Origin of the sequence: Halomarina oriensis (genome assembly GCF_009791395.1) — an archaeon.
GTDB classification, from domain to species: Archaea; Halobacteriota; Halobacteria; order Halobacteriales; family Haloarculaceae; genus Halomarina; species Halomarina oriensis.
Map to the genome: position 1 here is coordinate 29,609 of NZ_WSZK01000009.1, position 20,756 is coordinate 50,364.

A 20,756-nucleotide genomic window follows, 5' to 3' on the forward strand; every position below is an offset into this window, starting at 1 on the left:
TATTAATCGCTAACCCACAGTTGCTAACAGATGGGGATTACCGAAACCGTCGATAGCAACACCGGTCTGGGTCGTCCCTCGTGGGTCGGCGTCACCGCCGTGGCGCTCCTGCTGGGCGTCACGGGACTCGCGCTCTCGGCGGGCCTCTGGAAGGTGACGGTCATCTCGTGGGTCGCGTTCGTGGCGATGGCCGTCGCCATCCCGCTGGGGGTTCGTGCGGAGGGGAGCGTGAACGCCCGCCGTCTCGTCTGGGGGTACGGCCTCGCCAGCGGCGCGATGCTCACCAGCGCCGCCGCGTTCATCGTCCCGCAGGCCATCGGTCTTCACCCCAAACTCGGCGGGTTCGGCATCGCCGCGGGCGTCGTCGTCGGCTTCGGCGGCCACACGCTCGGCCACCGCGTCTCGCACCTCGACCTGCCGTTCGACAGCACCGCCGCCCAGATCTCCGCGCACGCACTCTCGGCGGGCCTCGTCATCGGACTCATCTACGGGTCGATGCCCGACGTCGGCCTGCTGCTCGGCCTCGCAATCGTCTCGCACAAGGGACCGGCAGGCTACGCCTCCGCCCGCCGACTCGTGCGCTCGGGGCGGTCGCCGTGGGTCGTCCTCCTCCCCGCCGCGGGTGTCGGCATCGCCGCGATTCCGGGTGCGTACGTCGGTCTCCCGAGCGTCACGACGCTGAACGCGTTCGTCTTCGGCTTCGCCGCGGGCATCTTCCTGCACGTCGCGCTCGACTTCCTCCCCCGGTGTGAGGTCGGGAGCGAGGTGACGGAGGTGGCGGGCATCACCGAACACGACCACGCACTGCTCGACCGCCTGCGCAGCCACGCCGTCCTCTCGACGACGGTCGGTGCGGTCGTCGTCTTCGGGGCGTGGACCGCGCTCAACGGCGGCTTCTGAGGCCGACGACCGGAACTCCGCTCGCGTTCGGCTCTCCGCTCGTGAGCGGTGGGTCTCGTCGGTCGGTTCAGTTCCGGGGGGTCGCCACGCGCTCGCGGACCACGAGGTCGAGTCCGTCCTTCGGGGCGAGCGTCGCCCCGAACCGGAGTTCCAGTGGGTCGTCGGTCACGGGGTCGAAGGTCACCTGCTGGGCCATCGTCGCCACGACGAGCTGGAGTTCCTGTACGACGAACCGTGCCCACTCGCCTGCCCGTTCGCCGCCGCCGAACGGGAAGTACGCGTACTCCGGGCCGTCCCACGTCGCCCAGCGCTCGGGCCGGAACGTCTCGGGCGCGGTGTACCAGCGGGGGTCGTTGTGGACGACGTACTGCGACGTGACGACGGTGGTGTCGGCGGGTATCTCGTAGGTCGCCAGTTCGGCCGTCCGCGTCGGCCGCCTGACGGTCGCGTACAGCGGCGGATAGCGCCGTAGCGACTCCGTGACGACGCGCTTCGTGTAGCCGAGTGCCGGGCGGTCCTCGGCGGCGGCCGACCGCGGGCCGAGGACGGCGTCGACCTCCGCGCGGAGTCGGTCGGCGACGCCCGGATGCGTCGCCAGCGCGTGGGCAGTGAACGTCAGCGCCGCCGCCGTCGTCTCGTGGCCGGCGACCAGCGTCCGCACGAGTCGGTCGCGTATCGCCACCTCGTCGAGTTCCCGGCCCGCCGACCCGACCCGCAACAGCGTGGAGAGGACGTCGTGGCTCCCGTCGTCGTCGCTCGCCCGTCGTCGTTCGACCACCTCGTCGACGACGTGCTCGAACTCGGCGAGCGCTCGGCGGTACTGTCGGTTCGGCCGCGTCGGGACCCATCCGGGGACGAGACCGCTCGGCGAGCGGGTGTCGACCGCCTCGTCGAACGCGTGGACGGCCGCTCGCAGTCGCTCGGTGTCGCCGGACCCCGGTTCCCCGACGGCTCCGCCGAGGTCGGAGAGGCGCTGGCGGTGGTCGACGTCGACACCGAACAGCACGTCGATGAACACGTCGAGGGCCAGTTCGCGCATCGCCTCGTCGACGGCGACGACTTCCCCGTCGTCCCAGAGGGCGGCCATCGTCTCGGCGTGACGCACCGTCGCCGTCGCGTACTCCGGCACGTAGCCGGTGTCGAAGAGCGGTGGCGGCGTCGAACGGGGGTGTCGCCATCGGTTCCCGGCGACCAGCGCCATCCCGACGTCGAACACGCCGGCCCGCTCGGGGTTGGAGTCGAGTCGGCGGTAGTTCGCCGCGTCGTCGACGAGCACCTGCCGGATGAGGTCGGGGTGCGAGACGACGTAGAGGTCCTCACGGCCGATTCGGGCACGGACCACGTCGCCGTACTCCGCACAGACGCCGTAGAACCCTACCGGGTCCCGAACGAACTGGAGCGTGTTTCCGAGCCCCGGCAGTCCGTCGGGACCGGGCGGGCGGCCGCTGCTCATTGGCTCTCTCTCGGGGTCCGGTTTGATAACAGTTCGTGCTACTGTCGGGGAAGCCGAGCGGTCGCGTCGCCACCCCGCTCCGCTCGGCTCAACCCGGTTCGACCGAGCAGGTGAAGTGTCGACTCCGGTTGGCGGCGACGTACTCGTAGACGCGGACGCCGACCCACTCGACCGGGTGCCGGTCCATCAGCCACACCACCGGCCGGAACAGGCCGAACTGCCGGACGAGTTCGCGGAACGCCGCGTAGCCAGCGTAGGGCGTGGCGTTGGAGGCAGTGGCCTCGCTGTCCGAGGCAGTGGCCTCGCTGTCCGAGGCGGCGGCCTCGCTCTCGACGAAGGCGTACATCGCCGCGCCGAAGTCGACGTCCTCGCGGCCCCGGTAGCGCTCGGGGACGTCCGACTGCGAGTAGAACGTCACCGTGTCGTTCACGTCGAGCACCTTGAACGGGAGGAGACTCCGGGCACAGAAGTGACACCGGTCGTCGAAGACGACGTCGACCGACCGGTCGCTGGCGAGTCGCTCGTGGAGACGGTCCCACGCGAGGAACGCACCGAAGACGAAGAACGCGTCGACGAAGATGATGTTGACCGTCACCAGCGTCCCGAGTTTCATCCCCAGCAACAGCACGACGGGGAGCGTGATGGAGCGACGGGTGAGGACGAGGACGAGGAGTCCGACCTCGGCGGCCAGCGTCGCCGCCGACATCGCGGCGATGAGTAGCGGATAGTCGAGCAACCGGACGCCCAGCGTGATGGGGAGGTCGTAGTGGACGGTGCGGAACAGGATGATGCGACTGAGATTCGACGGTGCGGCCCACGCCAGTCCGCTCTGGAGCAGTTTGTCGACGCCGGACCCGAAGTAGACGACGCCGATGGCGAGCAACGGCATCGTCAGCGCGTCGACCGAGTAGCCCCGGTCGAGCGGCGACTTCAGTCGGTCGACGACGGTGTCGATGGAGTCCGTCGCCGCGTGGCGGAACCCGTCGACGGTCAGCGCGTCCGGGTCGTGATAGAGACCCATGAACAGCAGCATGTAGACGAAGAAGAACAGCACCGTCACCGGGCCGTGGGTCTTGAACAGGAACAGCACCGCCGTCTGGTGACCGAGCAACACGGCCGCGAGGAACGTCGAGAGGCGAAGTCGGTAGCCGACCGCCACCGCCAGCAGCGCCGCGACGAGGAGCCACTGCTCGGCGACGAGGACGAGAGGGTCCGGCGGCAGGAAGAACCGATACTCCTCGAAGAGGACGTACGGGGCCTCCGTGACCTCGAACCAGTCTATCCAGACGACGCGCCAGACGACGACGGCGGCGACGAGGACCCGCGCCAGCGCGAGGTTCAGCGGCGTCTCGCGCTCGGCGCTCCCGAAGTAGTTGACGACCCCGAACCTCATCCCGCCACCTCGCTGGTGGCGACCGGTGGACAGTTCGCCGGTCGGGTGGCTGGCACCGCCGGTCCCGACTCCTGCCACTCGTCGACCCGGCGCTCGGAGTACGACTCGACTTCGGTGCCGGCCGCGTTCGTCGTCAGGTTCACCCGATAGACGCGCACGGCGACGAACCGGTCGTACCGTTCGACCTTCTCCCTGGGCCACGTGGTGAAGCCGTGGGCCGGATACCGCAGGTACTTGCTCGGGGAGTCGGCCTCGACCTGCCTGCGGAACTCCCGGCTCTCGTCGAGCAGGTAGAGTGCGACCGTCCGACGCTTCTCGGCGGAGTACTCGGCGTACATCTCGTTCAACAGCGGTTGCAGGGCGATGTTCTCCGCCTCGAAGGGCACCTCCCCGTCGACGCGAATCTCACACCCGCGCTCGTCGACGATGCGCATGGTGTGGTAGGACTCCTCCGCGCTACGGGCGATGGAGAACTTGTGCCAGTGGAAGAAGGGGACGACGACCACCGACAGGACGAGGTTCACGAGAACCAGCGCGACGAAGAAGTTGACGACGTACGTCCGCCGCACCGTCGCGTTCTGACGGTAGTAGATGGCGACGCCCGCCGCGACGAAGAACCCGACGAAGAACAGCGGGAGCAACACCCCGACGTACGGTCGGAGCGGTCCGACGAACGCGACGACGTGACCGTTCATCGCCGGTCACGACTCCCCCGCCAATCATGACGACTCATGCACCCGAGTCATCGTATCGTCGTAAAGCAAGTGTGGCCGTACTACGATACTGTCGGGCGTAACGAAGTATTAACGAACCGAGTACGTCCGACGCTCGGACCCCATCGCGTCGTGCTCCCGTCCCGGGAAAACGACACCGAGACCCGTCGGTACCGGGGAGACGACGGCCGCGGACCGGTCAGCTGTAGCCCCGCCAGCGGTGGCCACACTCGGTGCACTTGAAGAACCGTGTCGGCGGTTCGTCGGCGCTCCCGGTCTGTTTGATGGTGTACCACGCGCGGCCGTTGCCACACTGGTCGCACTCCTCCTCGGCGGTCGGCTTCCCCTCGTCGGCGGCGTCCTCGGTGGTCTCGATGACGTCGTCGAACGTCTGGGACTCGGTCGAGACGTACTTCGCGGCCTCCTCCTCGTCTTTGAGTACCCGTGCGCCACACGACGAGCAGACCATCTCCGCGTCGTCCGCGTGCATCAGAGAGCCACAGTCGTCGCAGAACTGCATGGCTGCCGTAGTCGCCCCCGACCCAAAAGTGCCCGGCCGAACGGCCGTCGACGGGGAAGCTATCCGGACGCCGACCGTATCGGTGATATGAACCCCACGAATCGGCCCGTGGCGACGTTGACCGTCTCCGTCGACGACGCGACGCTCTCGGTGACCACTTCGGAGTCGAAGCCGGTCGGAACGGAACTCCTCGGCCCGGACGTGGCCGGCGAACTCCGACTCCGCGTCGACACCCACCGAACCAGCACCGACCGGCCCGACACCGACCGACAGACCGACCCACCGGAGGGCCACGAACCGACGGCAGACGACTCAGTCCGCGCGGACTCCGGAGCCCCCGAGACGGCGTCCAGTGCCCGGTTCGAGGTGTACGAGGACCGCGCCGGCGAGTACCGCTGGCGACTCGTCCACGACAACGGGAACCTCATCGCCGACTCCGGCGAGGGCTACGCGACGTGGCAGGGCGCGGAGAACGGTCTCCGGAGCGTGAAGGCGAACGCGCCGAACGCGTCCGTCGAGCGACTCTGACGGCCGGACGCTCTCAGCCGCGGTCGACCTGCGGGACCGCTCCCTCCACGTCGACGAGGTGGTTGACGCTCCCGCGCTCGCCCACCGCCGCGGGGCTGGCGATGGTCGCGTGGGTGAACTCGATGCCACGCTCGACTGCGGCCGTGAGGTCGTCGCCGTGTGCGAGACGGGCCGCGACGGCACTGGAGAGCGTACAGCCCGACCCGTGAGTCGAAGCGGTCGCCACACGCTCGGTCTCGAAGACCGTCCGGTCGTCGCCCGTCACGAGCGTGTCGCGGACGGTCCCGTCCGTCTCGACGTGTCCACCCTTCAGCAGGACGGCGTCGGCCCCACGCTCGCGGACGGCGGCCGCCACCTCGCGGACGGCGCTCGGGGAGTCCGGACGGACGCCCGTCACCGTCTCGGCCTCGTCCGCGTTGGGCGTGACGAGCGTCGAGCGCTCGAACAGCGCGTCGTAGGCGTCGATGGCGTCGGGGTCGAGCAGCGTGTCGCCCGCCGAGGAGACCATCACCGGGTCGACGACGACGCTCCCCCCGAACCCGTCGAGCAGGTCGGCGACGGTTCGCACGACGGGTTCGGTCGCCAGCATCCCGACCTTCACCGCCCGCACGTCGAAATCGTCGGTGACCGCCTCGAACTGGGCGCGGACCTCTGCCGTCGGGAGCGTGAACACCGAGTCCACGGTCCGGGTGTTCTGGGCGGTCAGCGCGACACAGACCGACCCACCGTAGACGCCGAGTCGCGTCATCGTCTTCAGGTCGGCCTGGACGCCCGCCCCGCCGCCGGAGTCGCTGGCGGCGACCGTCAGTGCGTACGGCGGGCGTTCCGGGGTCGCCTCCACTCCCCGTCTCGCGGGGTCGTCGCTCACGCCTCGACCACCCGCTCGATGCGGCCCGCCGCCTCGGGGTCGGTGTCCGCGAGTCCCGCGACGGCGTCGAGGAACGCCACCTCGTAGCTCGCGGGGCCGTGGTACTCCCCGAAGCGGCCGTCGGCAGCGGCTTCGCCCGCGAGACCGAACGCGACGGTTCCGGCGACGGCGGCCGTCTCGGTGTCGAGGTCGGCCCCCGCGAACGCCGCGAGCGTCGCCCCGAGCATACAGCCGGTTCCGACGACGCGACCCATCATCGGGTCGCCGGCGTGGACCTCGACTGCGGCGTCGGCCGTCGCCACCACGTCGGTCTCGCCGGAGGCGACGACGACGCTCCCGGTCCGTCGGGCGAGCGCCACCGCGCTCTCGGCGATGGCCGCGTACTCGCCGACCGACTCGACGCCACGGACGTCGCTCTGCTCGCCGGCCAGCGCGCTCACCTCGCCGTAGTTACCCTTGACGACGGCGACGTCGAGGTCGGTCACGAGGCGCTCGGCGACCCGGTCGCGCGTCGGCGTCGCACCCACCCCGACGGGGTCGACGACGACCGGTACGTCGTTCTCGTTGGCCGCCTCGCCCGCCGCCAGCATCGTGGCCTCGCCAGTCTCGCTGACGGTCCCCATGTTGAGCAGACACGCCTGTGCGCCGGCGACCATGTCCGCCACCTCCCGCTCGTCGTCCGACATCACCGGGAGACCGCCCCAGTGGAGCGTGCAGTTGGCGACGTCGTTGACCGTCACCTCGTTCGTGAGCGCGTTCACGAGCGGCGTGGCGTCGGCGACGGCGGCGAGCGCCGCGGCCACGTCCACGTCCGTGATGCTCCGAGTGGTCGACGGTCCGTCGCTCATCGTGCGGCCCTCCCCGCGGCGACGGCCTCGCCGAGCGCCTCGGTCGCCCGCCGTGGGTCCGCCGCGGCCGTTATCGCGGAGACGACCGCCACGCCGTCCGCTCCCGCTTCGACGACCGACGCGGCGTTCTCGGCGGTGATGCCGCCGATACCGACGAACGGGAGGTCGGTCGCGTCGGCGATGGCACGGACGCGGTCGAGACCGATCTCGGCGTCCCGCTCGCGGACGTCCTTCGAGTCCGTGTGGAACACCGCACCGACACCGAGGTAGTCCGCACCCGCCTCGGCGGCGGCCCGCGCCCCCCCGACGGACGAGACCGAACGCCCGACGACGGCGTCGTCACCCAACTGCTCGCGGGCGACGGGCACGGGCAGGTCGTCGTCGCCGAGGTGGACGCCGTCGGCGTCGACGGCCCGCGCGAGGTCGATTCGGTCGTTGACGACGAACGTGACGCCGGCCTCGCGGGTCAGTTCACGCAGTTCCTGCCCGAGTCGGTACCGCTCGCGTGCGCTCTCGGCTTTCTCCCTGAGTTGGACGACGTCGACACCGCCCCCGACGGCGGCCCGGACCACGTCGACCGTCGAGCGACCCGACGAGTGGGCCGCCTCGGTGACGAGGTACGTCTCGTAGCTATTCATTGGTGGTAGTCGCTGGTTGTCCCGCTCGGTGAAACGAGTACCGACTCCGGTGGACCGGGGCGACGAGGGGGGACGCGACCTCTCAGGCGAGGAAGACGTGGCGCGGTCGGTCGGCGAGCACGTCGCGGCCCCACTGGACGGTCTCGCGGAAGGCGTCGGAGCCGAAGAACGCCATCGCGTCTTCCCGTGCGCGCCACTGGCTGGCGATGAACATGTCGTTCTCGTCGGCGAGGTTCACCATCAGGTCGGTCTCCCGGTGGCCCTCCATGTCCGCGAGCAGGCCGCCGACGCCGTCGAACGTCTCGACGAACTCCTCGCGGTGGTCGGGCTTGACGGTGTAGAACATCCCCATCGTCCCGAACCCGCTCTCCTCTCCGGCGCGAGCGACGATACCCGGGAGGTCCCCGAGGAACCCGGCGGCGGTGTCGGCGGCGCTCGCCGTCTCCCAGATGCTCACGACGGCGTGCCGGTCGGTCGCCCGACCCTCGTAGACGGCGGTGCGGACGTGAGTGTCGTAGCGGTCGAACCCCTCCGAGAGGTCGTCGACCGCTCCCGCGAGCGTCTCGCCGTCGGCCTCCGAGTAGAGGACGATGGCGTAGACGTCCTCGCCGTGGGGCTTCCCGGCGTAGATGTCGAGGTCCGCGAGTTCGCCGCGAATCTCGTCTTCGGTCGTCTGCGCCGTGTCGTCGTGGTCGCTCGCACCTGCCCCGTCGCCGCCCCCGCCCAGTGGGCCGGTCTCGGTGTCCGTGACGCCCGGCAGGTCCGCGAGGAACCCGCTCGCGGTGTCGGCGGCGCTCGCCGTCGTCCACGCGCTCACGACGATGGTCTCCTCGTCGGTGGCGAGGACGTTCGTCAGGAGGTGGCTGTCGTAGTGCTCGAAGTTCCCGCGCAGGCTGTCGACGGCCTCCTCGACCGTCTCGGCGTCGCTCTCGCTGTGGACGAGCACCGCGTGGGCGTCCGCGGGGACGTCGAGGTCAACGCCGAGGGCGTCGAGGTCGCCGTACAGGCCGCGCTCCCCGCTCGACGCGTCCACGCGTTCGCCGTCGGTCGGAATCGGGTCCCCGGCGAGCAGTGCCGAGAGGTCACTCGCGGGGAACCGTCGCCCGAAGTAGAACTCGCCGAAGTCGGCGTAGCGCGACGACGAGGGGTCGAAGCGCATCTCGTAGAGCAACTCTTTGATGTCGGTGGGGTCGTCGGCGAACAGCGTCACACCCCACTCGTAGTCGTCCATCCCGAGACTGCCCGAGATGATCTGTTTGACCTTCCCTGCATACCCGCGGCCGATGTCGCCGTGACCCGCCATCAGGTCGGCGCGTTCGTCGAACGAGAGGTCGTACCAGTTGTACTCGGCGTCACGACGCTTGTCCATCGGGTAGAAACAGACGTGTTCGGCGTCGGGCAGGTCGGGGTAGATGCGCGACTCGATGTAGCGCTGGAGGCCGGTGTCGGCCGTCTCACCCTCCGAGAAGTACTCGCGTGCGGACTCGGAGTAGCCCGACGCCTCCGTGACCGAGACGTACGACGACGACTGGGTGGCGTAGTCCGCGAGGGTCGTCTGCTGGAACCGACGTTCGAGCGTGTCCAACTCGCGGGTGGTCGGCCGGAGGTGGAGTACCATGAAGTCGGCCTTGTGGCCGAGGACGGAGAAGACGGCCGTCCACCCCTCGCCGTCGTGGTCCTCGTGGGTGGTGAGGTACTCGACTCCCTCCTCCAGCGCACGTCGGCGCTTCTCCTCCGGGGCAGCACGCCACGCCGCCCAGTTGACTCGCCGGAAGTCGTGGAGCACGTACCAGCCCTCGTCGGTCCGCGGTGGTTCGGGCATTAGACGTCCTTGGAACGGACCGCTCAAGGGGTTTGTGAGTCCGCGGTGCGAGTCGGCCGTCGGTCGTCGTCCGGGAGGCCGGCGGGGGCCGTCAGTCCTCGGTCGGTGAGATGTCGACGCTCTGTTCGCCTGCCGTTCGGACCGTGTGGCCGTACATGAACAGGGCGACGAAGACGACGCCGCCGACGATGTTCCCGAGGATGGCGAGCACCTCGAAGACGAGGAAGTCGGCGACGGTGTAGTCCGCGCCGGCGAGCAGGCCCGTCAACACCTCGATGTTGCCCGCGACACAGTGGGGCAGGTGGGCGAAGCCGATGGTGAACGTGACGATGAAGATGGTGAACATCCGGCTGATGGTGTCCTGTGCGGAGGTGAGAATCCACGACAACAGTCCCATCAGCCACCCGGCGAACACCGCGCCGGTGAACGTCGCCATCGGCGACAGTTCGATGAACGTATCGCCGATGTCGATGAACGCCTCGGGTTCGATGACGCCCAGTGCGGGTCCGGCGTAGACGGCCACGACGGAGAACAGCGCTCCCCCGACGAGGTTGGCGAACAGGACGACCCCCCACAGGATACCGAGTTCCCGCATCGACGAGCGGTCGCCGAGAACGGGCAGGACGGCGAGCGTCGTGTGCTCGGTGAACAGTTCGAGGCGACCGAGGATGACGAAGATGAAGCCGAAGGTGTAGACGCTCGACGTGATGAACTTCATCGTCGGTTCGTCGTAGTAGCCGGTGACCGCGGTGTGGACCGCATAGAGCATGAACATCCCGATACCGAGGTCGAGTCCGCAGGAGAGTCCCGACAGGAACTGCCCGCTGATGGGTCGACGGAGCGCCATCAGTCCCTCTTCGATCTGCTGTTCGAGGATCGTCGTGTAGTCTCGCTGTGTGTCGGGGGTCTCTGGTGCCATGAAAGAGCGGTGTTGCACCGGGCTACGTCCGACCCCGAGATACCTGTTGTGCCCGAGTGTGCAGGTACCGATTCAGGCGAGTAACTGCGGGCCGAACACCATCAGGAAGACGCTGGCGAGCATCGTGAGACTCACGACCGTCGTGATGGTGTTGGTGAGTCGCCGACCGCCGGAGATGGGGAGCCGCGACACGACGGCCTCCGTCGAGGTCCGGAGGATGTGGCCGCCGTCGAGCGGGAACGCCGGGATGCAGTTGAAGAAGGCGAGGTTGACGTTTATCCACCCGGTCCAGAACAGTGCGTTCGCCAGCAGGAACACCCCGCCGCCGAGCACCGACAGCGGCCCTTCGACGACGAAGAAGTTGGTGTACGGGCTGACGAACCCCGCGAAGTTGTACGGCAGTTGGCCGATGGCCCCGGCGAACGGCAGGATGAGCGCCGCGCCGATACGCGTGAAGAACGTGGCGACGTCGCCACCGGTCGCCCCGAGGATGTCCAGATACTGCTGGGCGGGGTAGGTGTAGACACCGAAGTCGTCGGCCGCGATGCCACCGGTGCCGGGCGACACCGCCGCGCCGATGAGGCCGGCGTCGCTGTTCGGGTCCTCCCGGAGCGTGAGTTCGAGCCGGTGAGCCTCGCCGTCGACGTACACCTCGGCGCCGACGGTGTCACCGGGACTCGTCTCGGCTCTGGCCGCCTGGAACTCCTCGGTGCTCACGACCCGCTCGCCCGCGAACTGCGTCACGACGATGGCGTGTTCGGTGGCGTCGGTCGGGAGGCTGGCGTCCTGCAACGCTCGTTCGAGCGCACCGTCGTCGCTCACACCGGAGACGTACGCGCCACCGACGATGTCGAAGCTCCCGCGGTCGGTCTGGACGGTGGCGACCGGGTCCTCGCGCAGCACGTCGTAGAGCTGTGCGCTCGTCCCGACCGACTCGCCGTTCACGGACGCGATACGTGGTGGCTCGCCGCTCGTGTCGAGGTCACCGACGACGCTCGGCGTGGTCCGCGTCAGGATGAGTTCGCGCTGGACGTCGACCTGCCGTTCGCCCGCCCCGTCGTCGACGGTGACCGCGATGGTCCGGTCGGGCGTCTCGGAGAGCACCGTCTGGAGGTCGGCGGGGTCGGAGACCGCCTGTCCGTCGACGCCGACGATTCGGTCACCGGCGTCGATGCCCGCGTTCGCCGCCGGCGAGTTCTCGACCACGTCGCCGATAGCTGCACCCGGTGCGACGCCGATAGCTCCGACGACGGGACCGAACAGCAGCGCGAACGCGATGACCGTCACCGCGAAGTTGTTGGTCACCCCCGCGGCGAACATCCGGGTCTGTGCCCCACGGTCGGCCTCCGCGCGGTCCTCCTCGTCGGGTTCGACGAACGCGCCGACGGGGATGAACGCCAGCAACGCGACGCCCATCGAGGAGATGTCGATGTTTTCCACCCGGCAGAACAGGCCGTGGCCCCCCTCGTGGACCACGAGGCCGACGAGCAGGCCGAGGAGTATCTCGGGAGCGACCGACAGCGGGAGGAAGTCGTTGACGCCCGGAATCACCAGCACGTTCTGCGGTTCGGTGACGGCACTGGGTTGGGGGTTGGTGAGCGCCGAGAACCCCGAAAACAGGACGAGGAAGAAGACGCCGAACATCACGACGAGGACGAGTCCGATACCGAAGTTCCCCCACGCCCGCCAGAGTCGTCCGGGGCGTGCGAGTCTGTCGAGGAGCACCTTCCCACGCATCGTGTGGATGGTGGTGATGGGACCGGAGACGCGCACGGACTCCGGCAGGAGGCCGCGTGCGGAGGCGGCCATGGCGAGGAGGGTGTAGATGCCGATGCCTGCCAGCACCAGCCAGAGCGTGTCGACCATTACCGTATCCGAAGGGGGAGGCGGCTATGAGGCTTATCCCTCGCGTCCGTCGGGGCCCTGCCGCTGGCGACTACGACTCCCGACGCAACCGCTCGACGACGAACGTCCGGTCGAGCGCGGCGAGAAACGGGCCGAGTCGTGGCCCCTGCTCCTCGTTCAGGAACAGGCGGTAGCCGAGCGTGAAGAAGTCGCCCACCTCGACGCCGTTGTCGCGGGCGGACTCGTAGACCCGCTCCTGAACGGCCTCCTCGTCCCGTCGTTCGGCCTCGACGAACGCCGCGAGCGCGTCCAGCGCGGCGGCTTCGTCCTCGTTCACCGCGACGTCGGGCAGGTCCTCGGCGAGGCGGTAGTTGTACTCGTTGTCCGTCTCGACGGCCCACGTCCGGGCCTTCTCGACGCGGGCGAGTGCGTTCTCGACGGCCCACGTGGGCGCGTCGTCGGTGAGGTGACCGCTCCGGCGGGCCATCGTCTCGCGCAGGTCCTCGTCGTCGGTCATCCCGAGCACCGCGGCGAACGTGTACGGGATACGCTCGACGCCCTCGCGGGTCTCGGGAACACACATCGGGTACGCCCGCTGTGCGAGGGCGCGTTCGCGCTCCCCGACGCTCACGTCGCCGAAGTAGACGCCCTCGAAGCGGTCGAACTCGTCGACCAGTTGGTCGAGTCGGGAGACGGCGAAGTCGCGGGCGCGCTTCGGTTGTTTCGTGAAGAAGTAGCGAAACACCTCGACGTCGAGCATCGAGAGCACGTCGTCGACGGTGATGACGTGGCCCGACGACGACGACAGCGCCTCGCCGTCGTAGGTGAACCACTCGTAGACCATCGGGACGGGCGGTTCGGCGTCGAACACCTCGCGGACGACGTGCTCGCTGGAGGGCCACGACCCCTCGGCGTGGTCCTTGCCGAACGGTTCGTGGTCGACGCCCAGCACCTGCCACTGTGCGGGCCACTCCAGTCGCCACGGGAGTTTGCCCTCGCGGAACGTCGCCGTCCCCTCGTGGTCACAGCCCTCGATGGTTCGGTTGCCGGCCTCGATGTCCGAACAGCGGTAGTCGACCGTGCCGGCCTCCAGGTCGACGCTCGTCACGGCCTCGGTTATCTTCCCGCAGTTCGCACAGACGGGGTTGAACGGGACGTACGACTCGTCGACCTTGTCCTGGTACTCCGCGAGCACCTCGCGGACGGTGTCGGCCTTCGAGAGCACCGTCCTCACGGCGTCGTCGAACGCGCCCTCCTCGTACAGTTCGGTGTTTGACGTCACCTCGATGGGGACGCCCATCGCCTCGGCCATCCGTTCGAGGAGCTTCGTCTGGTGGGCACCGAACGAGTCACAGCAGCCGAACGGGTCGGGGACGTTCGTCAGTGGGTGACCGAGGTTCTTCCCGAGCGCGCCGGGGTTCTCGGTGTCGCCGAGGCCGACGATGTCCCACTCCAGCGTCGAGAGCGTTCGCGGGACCTTCCGAAGCGGGTCCCTGTCGTCGGAGGTGAACACCTGCCGAACCTCGTAGCCCCGGTCACGCAGCGCCTGTGCGACGAAGTAGCCGCGCATTATCTCGTTGAGGTGGCCGATGTGAGGGACGCCCGAGGGGGAGACGCCGCCCTTGACGATGACGGGTTCCTCGGGGTTCCGGGCTTCGATTTCGTCGGCGACGGCGTCCGCCCAGAAGACGCGGTGGCCCTCGTTCGACTCCTCGCGCTCGTCCCGGCCCGAGGTGAGCGGGTCGGCGTCGAAGGCGTCGCCATCGGCGGACTCCTCGGGGCCGGAACTCACGGCACGACCTCCGTCCCGTCGTGGTCGCCGTCGGCGATGGCGCGGTAGACGGACTCCGGGTTCTCGCCGTCCAGCACGAGCGTCCGCGTGTTCGAGCGCTGGACGATCTTCGCACCGAGCAGGTCGATGGGGGCGTTCGACCCCGCGGTCATCTCGATGTCGCCGATGATGTCGACCAGTTCCCCGGTGGCGATCTCGTCGTACTTCTTCGCGTCGGGGTTCTCGCTCGGGTCCGCGGAGTAGACGCCGTCGACGCTCGTGGCGAAGACGAGGAGGTCCGCACCGACCGTCTCGGCGAGCGCCGCACTGACGGCGTCCGTCGTCTGGCCGGGAATCATCCCGCCCATCACGGGGACGTCGCCCCGACGGAACGCGACGGCGGCGTCCTCGTACGCCTCGGGGGGCGTCGGTGCGGCCTGCTCGCCCAGCGCGGCGACGAGGAGTCGTGCGTTCAGGCGCGTGACGCCGATGCCGAGCTGGTCGAGCGCCATCTCGTTGGCCCCGAGTTCGCGTGCGGTCCGGATGTAGTCGCGGGCGACGCCCCCGCCCCCGACGACGACGCCGAGTTCGACCCCTTCGTCGAGGAGCGATTCGATGGCGTCCGCGTACGCCGCGACCCGCCCACTGTCGAGTCCCGGCGCGAGGACACTGCCACCCACAGAAACAACTGCTCTCATTGACTGCGGGTAACTCTGTGTGGCGTTTAAGAGTTGCCAAGGAGTGCGCGGTTCGGAACGAGCGGACGAAGCTCGTTCGAGAGCAAACCTCAAGCCGACGGCACGGTGAACACGAGACATGTACGCAGTCTCCGTCGTCGGGTCGGACTCGACGGCGCTCGTCGAACGACTCGTAGGCCGACTCGCCGTCGAGGGCCGGGTCGCAACCGTCTCGAACCTGTCTGCCCCACCCGAACCGGGATTCGAGGCGGGCGTCGGCTTCCGAGGCGAGGGCGCGGCCGTCACCTACGGACTGGGCGACGGGTGGACCGCACTCGGTCACGACCGGTCGCTACGGGAGGTCCTCGACGACTGTGCGCCGGAGTACGACTACCTGCTCGCCGACGGCTTCGAGGGGACGCGACTCCCGACGATCGTCGCGGGCGAGGCACCGACGGCGTCCGACACCGACGGCGCCCTGACGGCAGTCGACGCCGACGACGCTGACCTGGACGCGCTCGTCGGCACCATCGAGGCGACGGAGCCCCACGAGACGCTCGAATCGCTCGTGGCCGCAGCGAAGGCCTCTCCCGACGCCGAGCGCTCGGGAGCCATCGCCACGTTCACCGGACGCGTCCGCGCGAAAGACGCTGCCGACGACGCCCGGACGGAACTGCTGGAGTTCGAGATGTACGAGGGCGTCGCCGAGGAGCGCATGGCGGCCATCTCGCGGGAGCTAAAGGAACGGGAGGGGGTCTTCGAGGTCCGAATGCACCACCGCTCGGGAGTCATCCCCGACGGCGAGGACATCGTCTTCGTCGTCGTGTTGGCCGGCCACCGTGGTGAGGCGTTCCGGACCGTGTCGGACGGTATCGACCGTCTCAAGGCCGAAGTGCCGATATTCAAGAAGGAGGTCACGACCGACGAGGAGTTCTGGGTCCACGACCGGTCGTGATGTGGATTCACACTTTATTGCACGGAAATAACGGTGGCATTACACCGGTTCGCCGCGATTAACGCCGCAAAACACCGGAGACCGACCTCCTCTGCGACAACCGAAACACCGGGGAACAAAAGTCTTAGAACGGGTTCTAAAAGGTCTAAAGCTCTTTGAGGTCTTCGTGAAAGATCCGAGCGGACTTTTTCTGTAGCGAAATGGTGTGAAGTTATGCTAAGGTTCTCACCCTTATATGCTCCCGGCGGAGCAAGCAGGGAGCGAGGTCAGACAATGAGCGCAACCGCACCCTCCACACAGACCGAAAGCAAAGAAGACCGACTCCGCTCGTACCTGCGTTCGCAGGCGGAGCAGGGCGAGATGTACTTCAAAGGTAAGTTCATCTCCGAGGACGTCGGTCTCTCGCCGAAGGAGATCGGCGCGCTGATGGTCAAACTCCGTGACACGGCGACCGACCTCGAGATCGAGAAGTGGTCCTACACCAGCGCCACCACGTGGCGCGTCGCGCTCGCGTAACCCCTCACACGCTCCCGACCGTCCCAACTCCCGCCGTCCGCGCACCCCGCGCCCTCCGAAGCGGTCCCCGACCGACCCCCCGTTCTCGGTCCCCGAACACGCTACTCACGTACCGACCGCCGAGCCACCGCTCACGGCCCACCGGCAGGAAGTTTATCCCACCAGCGACCGTTGTGTGTCGTAGATGGACGAGTTCGAGGAACCCCGAGCAGGCCCTCCCATCTACGCCCTCCGGTCGGTCTTTCGCGTCTACGAGACACACCGGGAGGGGGACCGCCTGCTGTACTACGGCGACCCCATCGTCTCACCGGACGTCCTCGAACGACACGTCTGGCCGCTGTTCCGTGACGCGGGCTACGAGGTGACCTTGCAGGTCCGAACCGGCGAGCACGTCCTCGTCGCCGAACCACGGTCGACCGGACTGGACGGCGTTCCCTGGAAGAACGTCGTCTTCGCGCTGTTGACCGTCGTGACGACGCTGTTCGCTGGCGTCGAGTGGTACGGTGCGACCGTCTCGCTCGACGACCCGCTCTCCGTCCTCCAGACGTGGCCCTTCGCCGCCGCCGTCCTCGGCGTCCTCGGCATCCACGAACTCGGCCACTACGTGATGAGTCGGCACCACGACGTGAACGCGACGCTCCCGTACTTCATCCCCGTCCCGACCATCTTCGGGACGATGGGGGCGGTCATCAAGATGAAGGGCCGCATCCCCGACCGAAAGGCGCTGTTCGACATCGGCGTCGCCGGTCCGCTCGCGGGCCTCGCCGCGGCCATCGTCGTGACGGCTATCGGACTCCAACTGGAACCGGTCGCTGCCGGTCCCGTCTACGGCATCGGCGAGTTGAACTACCCGCCGCTCATCCGGTTCATCGCCGCGTCGACCGGTGCGGACCTGAACCCGCCCGGCGCGCGGGTCAATCCGGTCGTCGTCGGCGGGTGGGTCGGCATGTTCGTCACCTTCCTCAACCTCCTGCCGGTGGGCCAACTCGACGGCGGCCACCTCGTCCGGGCGATGCTCGGCGAGCGTCAGGAGACGGTGGCCGCGATGGTGCCGGCGGGACTGTTCGGTCTCGGTGGCTACCTCCTGTTGGTCCAGGAGGTCGAACTCCAGGCCATCACGCTGTGGTTCTTCTGGGGCCTCATCGCCATCGGCCTGGCGTACGCCGGTCCGGCGACGCCCGTCCTCGACGACGAGTTGGGCGCACGCCGGATGGCCGTCGGCGTCCTGACGTTCGTCCTCGGCCTGCTCTGTTTCACTCCCGTCCCGTTCACCTTCGTCATCTGACCGGGCGGGCCCGTTCGACGCTCAGTGTGTGTACCCACGGTCGGGCAGCGACTCGCCGTCTATCGTCACACCGTCGTCGGTCACCTCACCGAGCACCGTCACCGGGGTCGGTGCGGCCGCCCGCGCGGCCGCCGGGTCGGCCGTCGTGAAGACCAGTTCGAAGTCCTCGCCGTAGTGGACGGCGAGTTCGCGGTCGTCGGCGTCGTCCTCGGCGACCGACTCGACGGCGGGGTGGACGGGGAGCGCGCCGCCCTCGACGGCGAACCCACAGCCACTGGCTTCGGCCAGTTGGTGGAGCGAGCGTGCCACACCGTCGCTGGAGTCCATCATCGAACTGGCGTGGGCCGCGAGCGCACGGCCGGCGGCGACCCGTGGCTCGAAGCGAAAGAGTTCGTTGGCACGCTCGGGGTCCTCGGGGAACAGTCGGACCGCGGCGGCCGTTCGCCCGAGCGTGCCGGTCACGCAGACCGCCTCGCCGGGCGACGCCCCGGCACGCATGACGGGGTCCTCGGTCCGGCCGATAGCGGTCGTGGCGACGGTGAACTCCTCGTGGTCGTCGAGGTCACCGCCGACGTACTCGGCGTCGACGCTCGCACACACCTCGCGTGCGCCGTCGAGGAACGCTTCGAGGTCGTCGGGGTCGAACGCGGGGGCGGCGTAGACGGCGACCGCACAGGTCGCCTCGGCCCCCATCGCGGCCACGTCCGAGAGCGACGCGGCGACGGCCCGCCAGCCGGCGGTGTAGCGGGTCGTCCCCGCCGGGAAGTCCGTCGTCTCGTGGAGCATGTCGGTCGTGACGACGAGGTCGTCGACGACGGCGGCGTCGTCGCCCGCCGCGGGGAGCGTCCCATCGATGAGTGCGAGCGCGGCCCGTTCGTCCATACGCGGTGGTGGGCGGAGCGTGCGAAAACGCGTTGTGGTTCGCCCCTCGTCGCCGCGTCATCGGCCGGGTTCGGTGGTTTCAAGCGTTCGACGCCCGCCCACGGTCGTATGGACATCGACGTACGGGCGACGGTCGCGGGCTTTCTCGCGGCACTGTTCGTCCTCGCCGGACTCCTCGTGTTCGTCGGCGTCGATGCGACGGTCGACGCGGTCTCGATGGCCGACCCCGCCATCCTCGTCCTCCTCCCGTTCGTCGCGCTCGCGTGGCTCGTCTCCTGGGGGCTGTCGTTACGTATCGTGCTCACCGTCGTCGGGACGCCCATCTCGACGGTCAAAGCGGTGGGCATCTACACCGCAGCGGTGTTCGCCAACAACGTCACGCCGTTCGGGCAGGCCGGCGGCGAACCCGTCACCGCCTTCCTCATCGCCGACGCGACGGAGAACCGCTACGAGACGGGGCTGGCGGCCATCGCCAGCGTCGACGCGCTCAACCTGTTTCCCTCCCTCTCCATCGCCGCCGTCGGACTCGGGTACTACGCCGTGACGACGACGCTCGGTCGCCAGCTCCAGGTCGCAAGCGCCGTCGTCGGCGTCCTCGCCGTCGCCATCCCGGTGGCCGGCTACGTGCTCTGGCGACGCCGCGAGGCAGTGGAGAACGGACTCACCCGGCTACTGACCTCGGGGTTCGGGGCCGTCTATCGGCTCCTTCCGGGGCGTCAGCCGCCGACCGAGGAGTCGGTTCGCGTCCGCGTCGACGGCTTCTTCCACGCCGTCGAGCGCGTCGCGGAGGACCGTCGACAGCTCGTCCTGGCGCTCGGGTTCGCCACCATCGGCTGGCTGGCCTTGTCGACGTCGCTGTGGCTCTCGCTGTACGCCCTCGGCGCGCGCGTCCCGCTGGCGGCCGCGCTGCTCATCGTCCCCATCGGCTCCATCGCGTCGGTCACCCCGTTCCCCGGCGGACTCGGTGGCATCGAGGCCGTCCTCATCACCCTCCTCGTCCCGACGACGGGCGTCACGGCGGCGACGGCGACGGCGGCCGTCCTCATCCACCGGACGGCGACCTACTGGCTCCCGACGGTGGCTGGCGGCGGTGCGGCGGCGTGGTTCGGGCTGGACCGGATGTGAGACCGGCCGTCCCCTCGGACCGGACGCGTGTCGACGAACGTCCCCGAACCCCACGACAACGTCTCGCACGCCAGCGAACCATCGATGCCCTTAAACGGCGCGCGGGGGAGTGTTGGGGTAATGACGACGTTCTACGACGTCCCGGCCGACGCCCTCATCGAGGCCGTCGCCGCGGAACTCGACCTGGAGGAACCGGAGTGGGCTGCCTACTCGAAGACCGGCGTCTCGAGAGAGCTACCACCGGAACAGGAGGACTTCTGGAACACCCGCGCCGCGAGCGTCCTCCGCACCATCGCCAAGGACCAGCCCGTCGGTGTCGAGCGACTCCGCTCGCGCTACGGCGGCTCGAAGAAGGGGTCGACGCGCTACCGCGTCCGACCGGACCGGAAGACCGGTTCCTCGGGGAAGGTCATCCGCACCATCCTCCAACAGCTCGAAGAGGCCGGCTACGTCGAAATCGCCGAGGGTGAGGGTCGCCGCATCTCCGGTGAAGGCCGCGCACTCCTCGACAACACCGCCAGCGAGGTACTCGAGGACCTCGACCGGCCGGAACTCGAACGCTACGCGTAAGCAGCGTCCCTGCCGGCCGATTCTCGGAGTTCACCGTCACGTTCGGCGAGGACGCCGTCCACCGGTCAGTTCGCCGCGCCCATCGGCTTCCACGGCGCTCGTGGCGTCACGGTTTTGTTTCGGACTCCCCAACGGGCGTGTATGCCAGACGAGGACGAACTCGAAGAGCTTCGACGCAAGAAGATGGAGCAGTTGAAAGAACAACAGCAGGGCGGTGAGGTCGACGAGGAGGCGATGCAGGCCCAACAGGAGCAGGCGGAAGCCCAGAAGAAGGCCGTCCTGCGTCAGTACCTCACCGACGGCGCGCGTAAACGGCTGAACACGGTCAAGATGTCGAAACCCGACCGCGGCGAGCAGATCGAACAGCAACTCGTCGCGCTCGCCCAGTCCGGCCGCATCCAGAACCAGATCGACGAGGACCAGATGAAAGACCTGCTCCAGGAGATGACGCCGGACAAGCAGAGCTTCAACATCAGTCGACGGTAGTCGTCGGTTCTCTCGTCTCCCCGCTCCGACGCTCGACGTGAC

21 protein-coding genes are annotated in these 20,756 nt (G+C 68.7%); 8 read left to right on the top strand and 13 right to left on the bottom strand.

From position 1 onward, the window contains the following. The first annotated feature begins 30 nt into the window (after positions 1–30). Complete coding sequence (locus tag GQS65_RS04050) at positions 31–900, top strand: ZIP family metal transporter (protein WP_158203397.1); 870 nt, start codon at positions 31–33, stop codon at positions 898–900. Between the two features lie 67 nt (positions 901–967). Here the strand turns inward: GQS65_RS04050 and GQS65_RS04055 are convergent, their stop codons facing one another. The 4 genes from GQS65_RS04055 to GQS65_RS04070 all read right to left on the bottom strand — a co-directional run bounded on the left by GQS65_RS04055 (position 968) and on the right by GQS65_RS04070 (position 4,979). After that, entirely contained in the window at positions 968–2,353 is a 1,386-nt protein-coding gene (locus GQS65_RS04055) for a cytochrome P450 (RefSeq protein ID WP_158203398.1), read from the bottom strand. A gap of 88 nt (positions 2,354–2,441) precedes the next feature. Next, on the bottom strand, positions 2,442–3,746 hold the full coding sequence (locus tag GQS65_RS04060; RefSeq protein WP_158203399.1) for a DCC1-like thiol-disulfide oxidoreductase family protein: 1,305 nt from the start codon (positions 3,744–3,746) through the stop codon (positions 2,442–2,444). Then, positions 3,743–4,441, bottom strand: coding sequence for a hypothetical protein (locus GQS65_RS04065; protein WP_158203400.1), 699 nt, complete (start codon positions 4,439–4,441; stop codon positions 3,743–3,745). The genes GQS65_RS04060 and GQS65_RS04065 overlap by 4 nt, the downstream gene beginning before the upstream one ends. Before the next feature lie 217 nt (positions 4,442–4,658). Next, a complete protein-coding gene (locus GQS65_RS04070; protein ID WP_158203401.1) occupies positions 4,659–4,979 on the bottom strand; it encodes a transcription factor S in 321 nt (106 codons plus the stop codon). A gap of 87 nt (positions 4,980–5,066) precedes the next feature. On the opposite strand from GQS65_RS04070, the gene GQS65_RS22220 reads away from it, so the two are divergent. Further along, positions 5,067–5,507, top strand: a complete 441-nt coding sequence (locus tag GQS65_RS22220; protein WP_158203402.1) for an HVO_2922 family protein — start codon at positions 5,067–5,069, stop codon at positions 5,505–5,507. 13 nt (positions 5,508–5,520) lie between these two features. Here the strand turns inward: GQS65_RS22220 and thiD are convergent, their stop codons facing one another. The 8 genes from thiD to pyrH all read right to left on the bottom strand — a co-directional run bounded on the left by thiD (position 5,521) and on the right by pyrH (position 14,916). After that, complete coding sequence (gene thiD / locus GQS65_RS04080) at positions 5,521–6,375, bottom strand: bifunctional hydroxymethylpyrimidine kinase/phosphomethylpyrimidine kinase (RefSeq protein WP_199268398.1); 855 nt, start codon at positions 6,373–6,375, stop codon at positions 5,521–5,523. Next, a complete protein-coding gene (thiM, locus tag GQS65_RS04085; protein ID WP_158203403.1) occupies positions 6,372–7,223 on the bottom strand; it encodes a hydroxyethylthiazole kinase in 852 nt (283 codons plus the stop codon). Before thiM ends, thiD begins: the two co-directional genes overlap by 4 nt. Further along, positions 7,220–7,861, bottom strand: a complete 642-nt coding sequence (gene thiE / locus GQS65_RS04090) for a thiamine phosphate synthase (RefSeq protein ID WP_158203404.1) — start codon at positions 7,859–7,861, stop codon at positions 7,220–7,222. The genes thiM and thiE overlap by 4 nt, the downstream gene beginning before the upstream one ends. An 82-nt stretch (positions 7,862–7,943) precedes the next feature. Further along, on the bottom strand, positions 7,944–9,683 hold the full coding sequence (locus GQS65_RS04095; protein WP_158203405.1) for a heme-binding protein: 1,740 nt from the start codon (positions 9,681–9,683) through the stop codon (positions 7,944–7,946). 91 nt (positions 9,684–9,774) lie between these two features. Next, complete coding sequence (locus tag GQS65_RS04100) at positions 9,775–10,602, bottom strand: formate/nitrite transporter family protein (protein ID WP_158203406.1); 828 nt, start codon at positions 10,600–10,602, stop codon at positions 9,775–9,777. A 72-nt stretch (positions 10,603–10,674) separates the two neighbouring features. Next, on the bottom strand, positions 10,675–12,468 hold the full coding sequence (locus GQS65_RS04105) for a site-2 protease family protein (RefSeq protein ID WP_158203407.1): 1,794 nt from the start codon (positions 12,466–12,468) through the stop codon (positions 10,675–10,677). A gap of 70 nt (positions 12,469–12,538) precedes the next feature. Continuing rightward, positions 12,539–14,239 carry a lysine--tRNA ligase gene (gene lysS, locus GQS65_RS04110; protein WP_368279812.1) on the bottom strand — a complete coding sequence of 567 codons (1,701 nt, stop codon included), beginning with the start codon at positions 14,237–14,239 and terminating at the stop codon, positions 12,539–12,541. Beyond that, the gene (gene pyrH / locus GQS65_RS04115) at positions 14,236–14,916 is read right to left on the bottom strand and encodes a UMP kinase (protein ID WP_158203408.1); all 681 of its coding nucleotides are present in this window, start codon (positions 14,914–14,916) and stop codon (positions 14,236–14,238) included. The genes lysS and pyrH overlap by 4 nt, the downstream gene beginning before the upstream one ends. Positions 14,917–15,034: 118 nt before the next feature. Here pyrH and GQS65_RS04120 point away from each other — a divergent pair, with 118 nt between their 5' ends. The 3 genes from GQS65_RS04120 (at position 15,035) to GQS65_RS04130 (ending at position 17,651) form a co-directional block, all read left to right on the top strand. Beyond that, positions 15,035–15,850, top strand: coding sequence for a molybdopterin synthase (locus GQS65_RS04120; RefSeq protein ID WP_158203409.1), 816 nt, complete (start codon positions 15,035–15,037; stop codon positions 15,848–15,850). A gap of 273 nt (positions 15,851–16,123) precedes the next feature. Continuing rightward, positions 16,124–16,366, top strand: coding sequence for a DUF7123 family protein (locus GQS65_RS04125; RefSeq protein ID WP_158203410.1), 243 nt, complete (start codon positions 16,124–16,126; stop codon positions 16,364–16,366). A 184-nt stretch (positions 16,367–16,550) separates the two neighbouring features. Further along, on the top strand, positions 16,551–17,651 hold the full coding sequence (locus tag GQS65_RS04130; RefSeq protein ID WP_158203411.1) for a site-2 protease family protein: 1,101 nt from the start codon (positions 16,551–16,553) through the stop codon (positions 17,649–17,651). Positions 17,652–17,672: 21 nt separating this feature from the next. Here the strand turns inward: GQS65_RS04130 and thiL are convergent, their stop codons facing one another. Beyond that, entirely contained in the window at positions 17,673–18,533 is an 861-nt protein-coding gene (gene thiL, locus GQS65_RS04135; protein ID WP_158203412.1) for a thiamine-phosphate kinase, read from the bottom strand. 108 nt (positions 18,534–18,641) lie between these two features. Between thiL and GQS65_RS04140 the strand changes: the two genes are divergently transcribed. The 3 genes from GQS65_RS04140 (at position 18,642) to GQS65_RS04150 (ending at position 20,714) form a co-directional block, all read left to right on the top strand. Continuing rightward, positions 18,642–19,658 carry a lysylphosphatidylglycerol synthase transmembrane domain-containing protein gene (locus GQS65_RS04140; RefSeq protein WP_158203413.1) on the top strand — a complete coding sequence of 339 codons (1,017 nt, stop codon included), beginning with the start codon at positions 18,642–18,644 and terminating at the stop codon, positions 19,656–19,658. Positions 19,659–19,778: 120 nt separating this feature from the next. After that, positions 19,779–20,228 (top strand): 30S ribosomal protein S19e, encoded by a 450-nt coding sequence (locus GQS65_RS04145; RefSeq protein ID WP_158203414.1) that lies wholly within the window; start codon positions 19,779–19,781, stop codon positions 20,226–20,228. Between the two features lie 141 nt (positions 20,229–20,369). Continuing rightward, positions 20,370–20,714 (top strand): DNA-binding protein, encoded by a 345-nt coding sequence (locus GQS65_RS04150; RefSeq protein WP_158203415.1) that lies wholly within the window; start codon positions 20,370–20,372, stop codon positions 20,712–20,714. Positions 20,715–20,756: the final 42 nt, after the last annotated feature.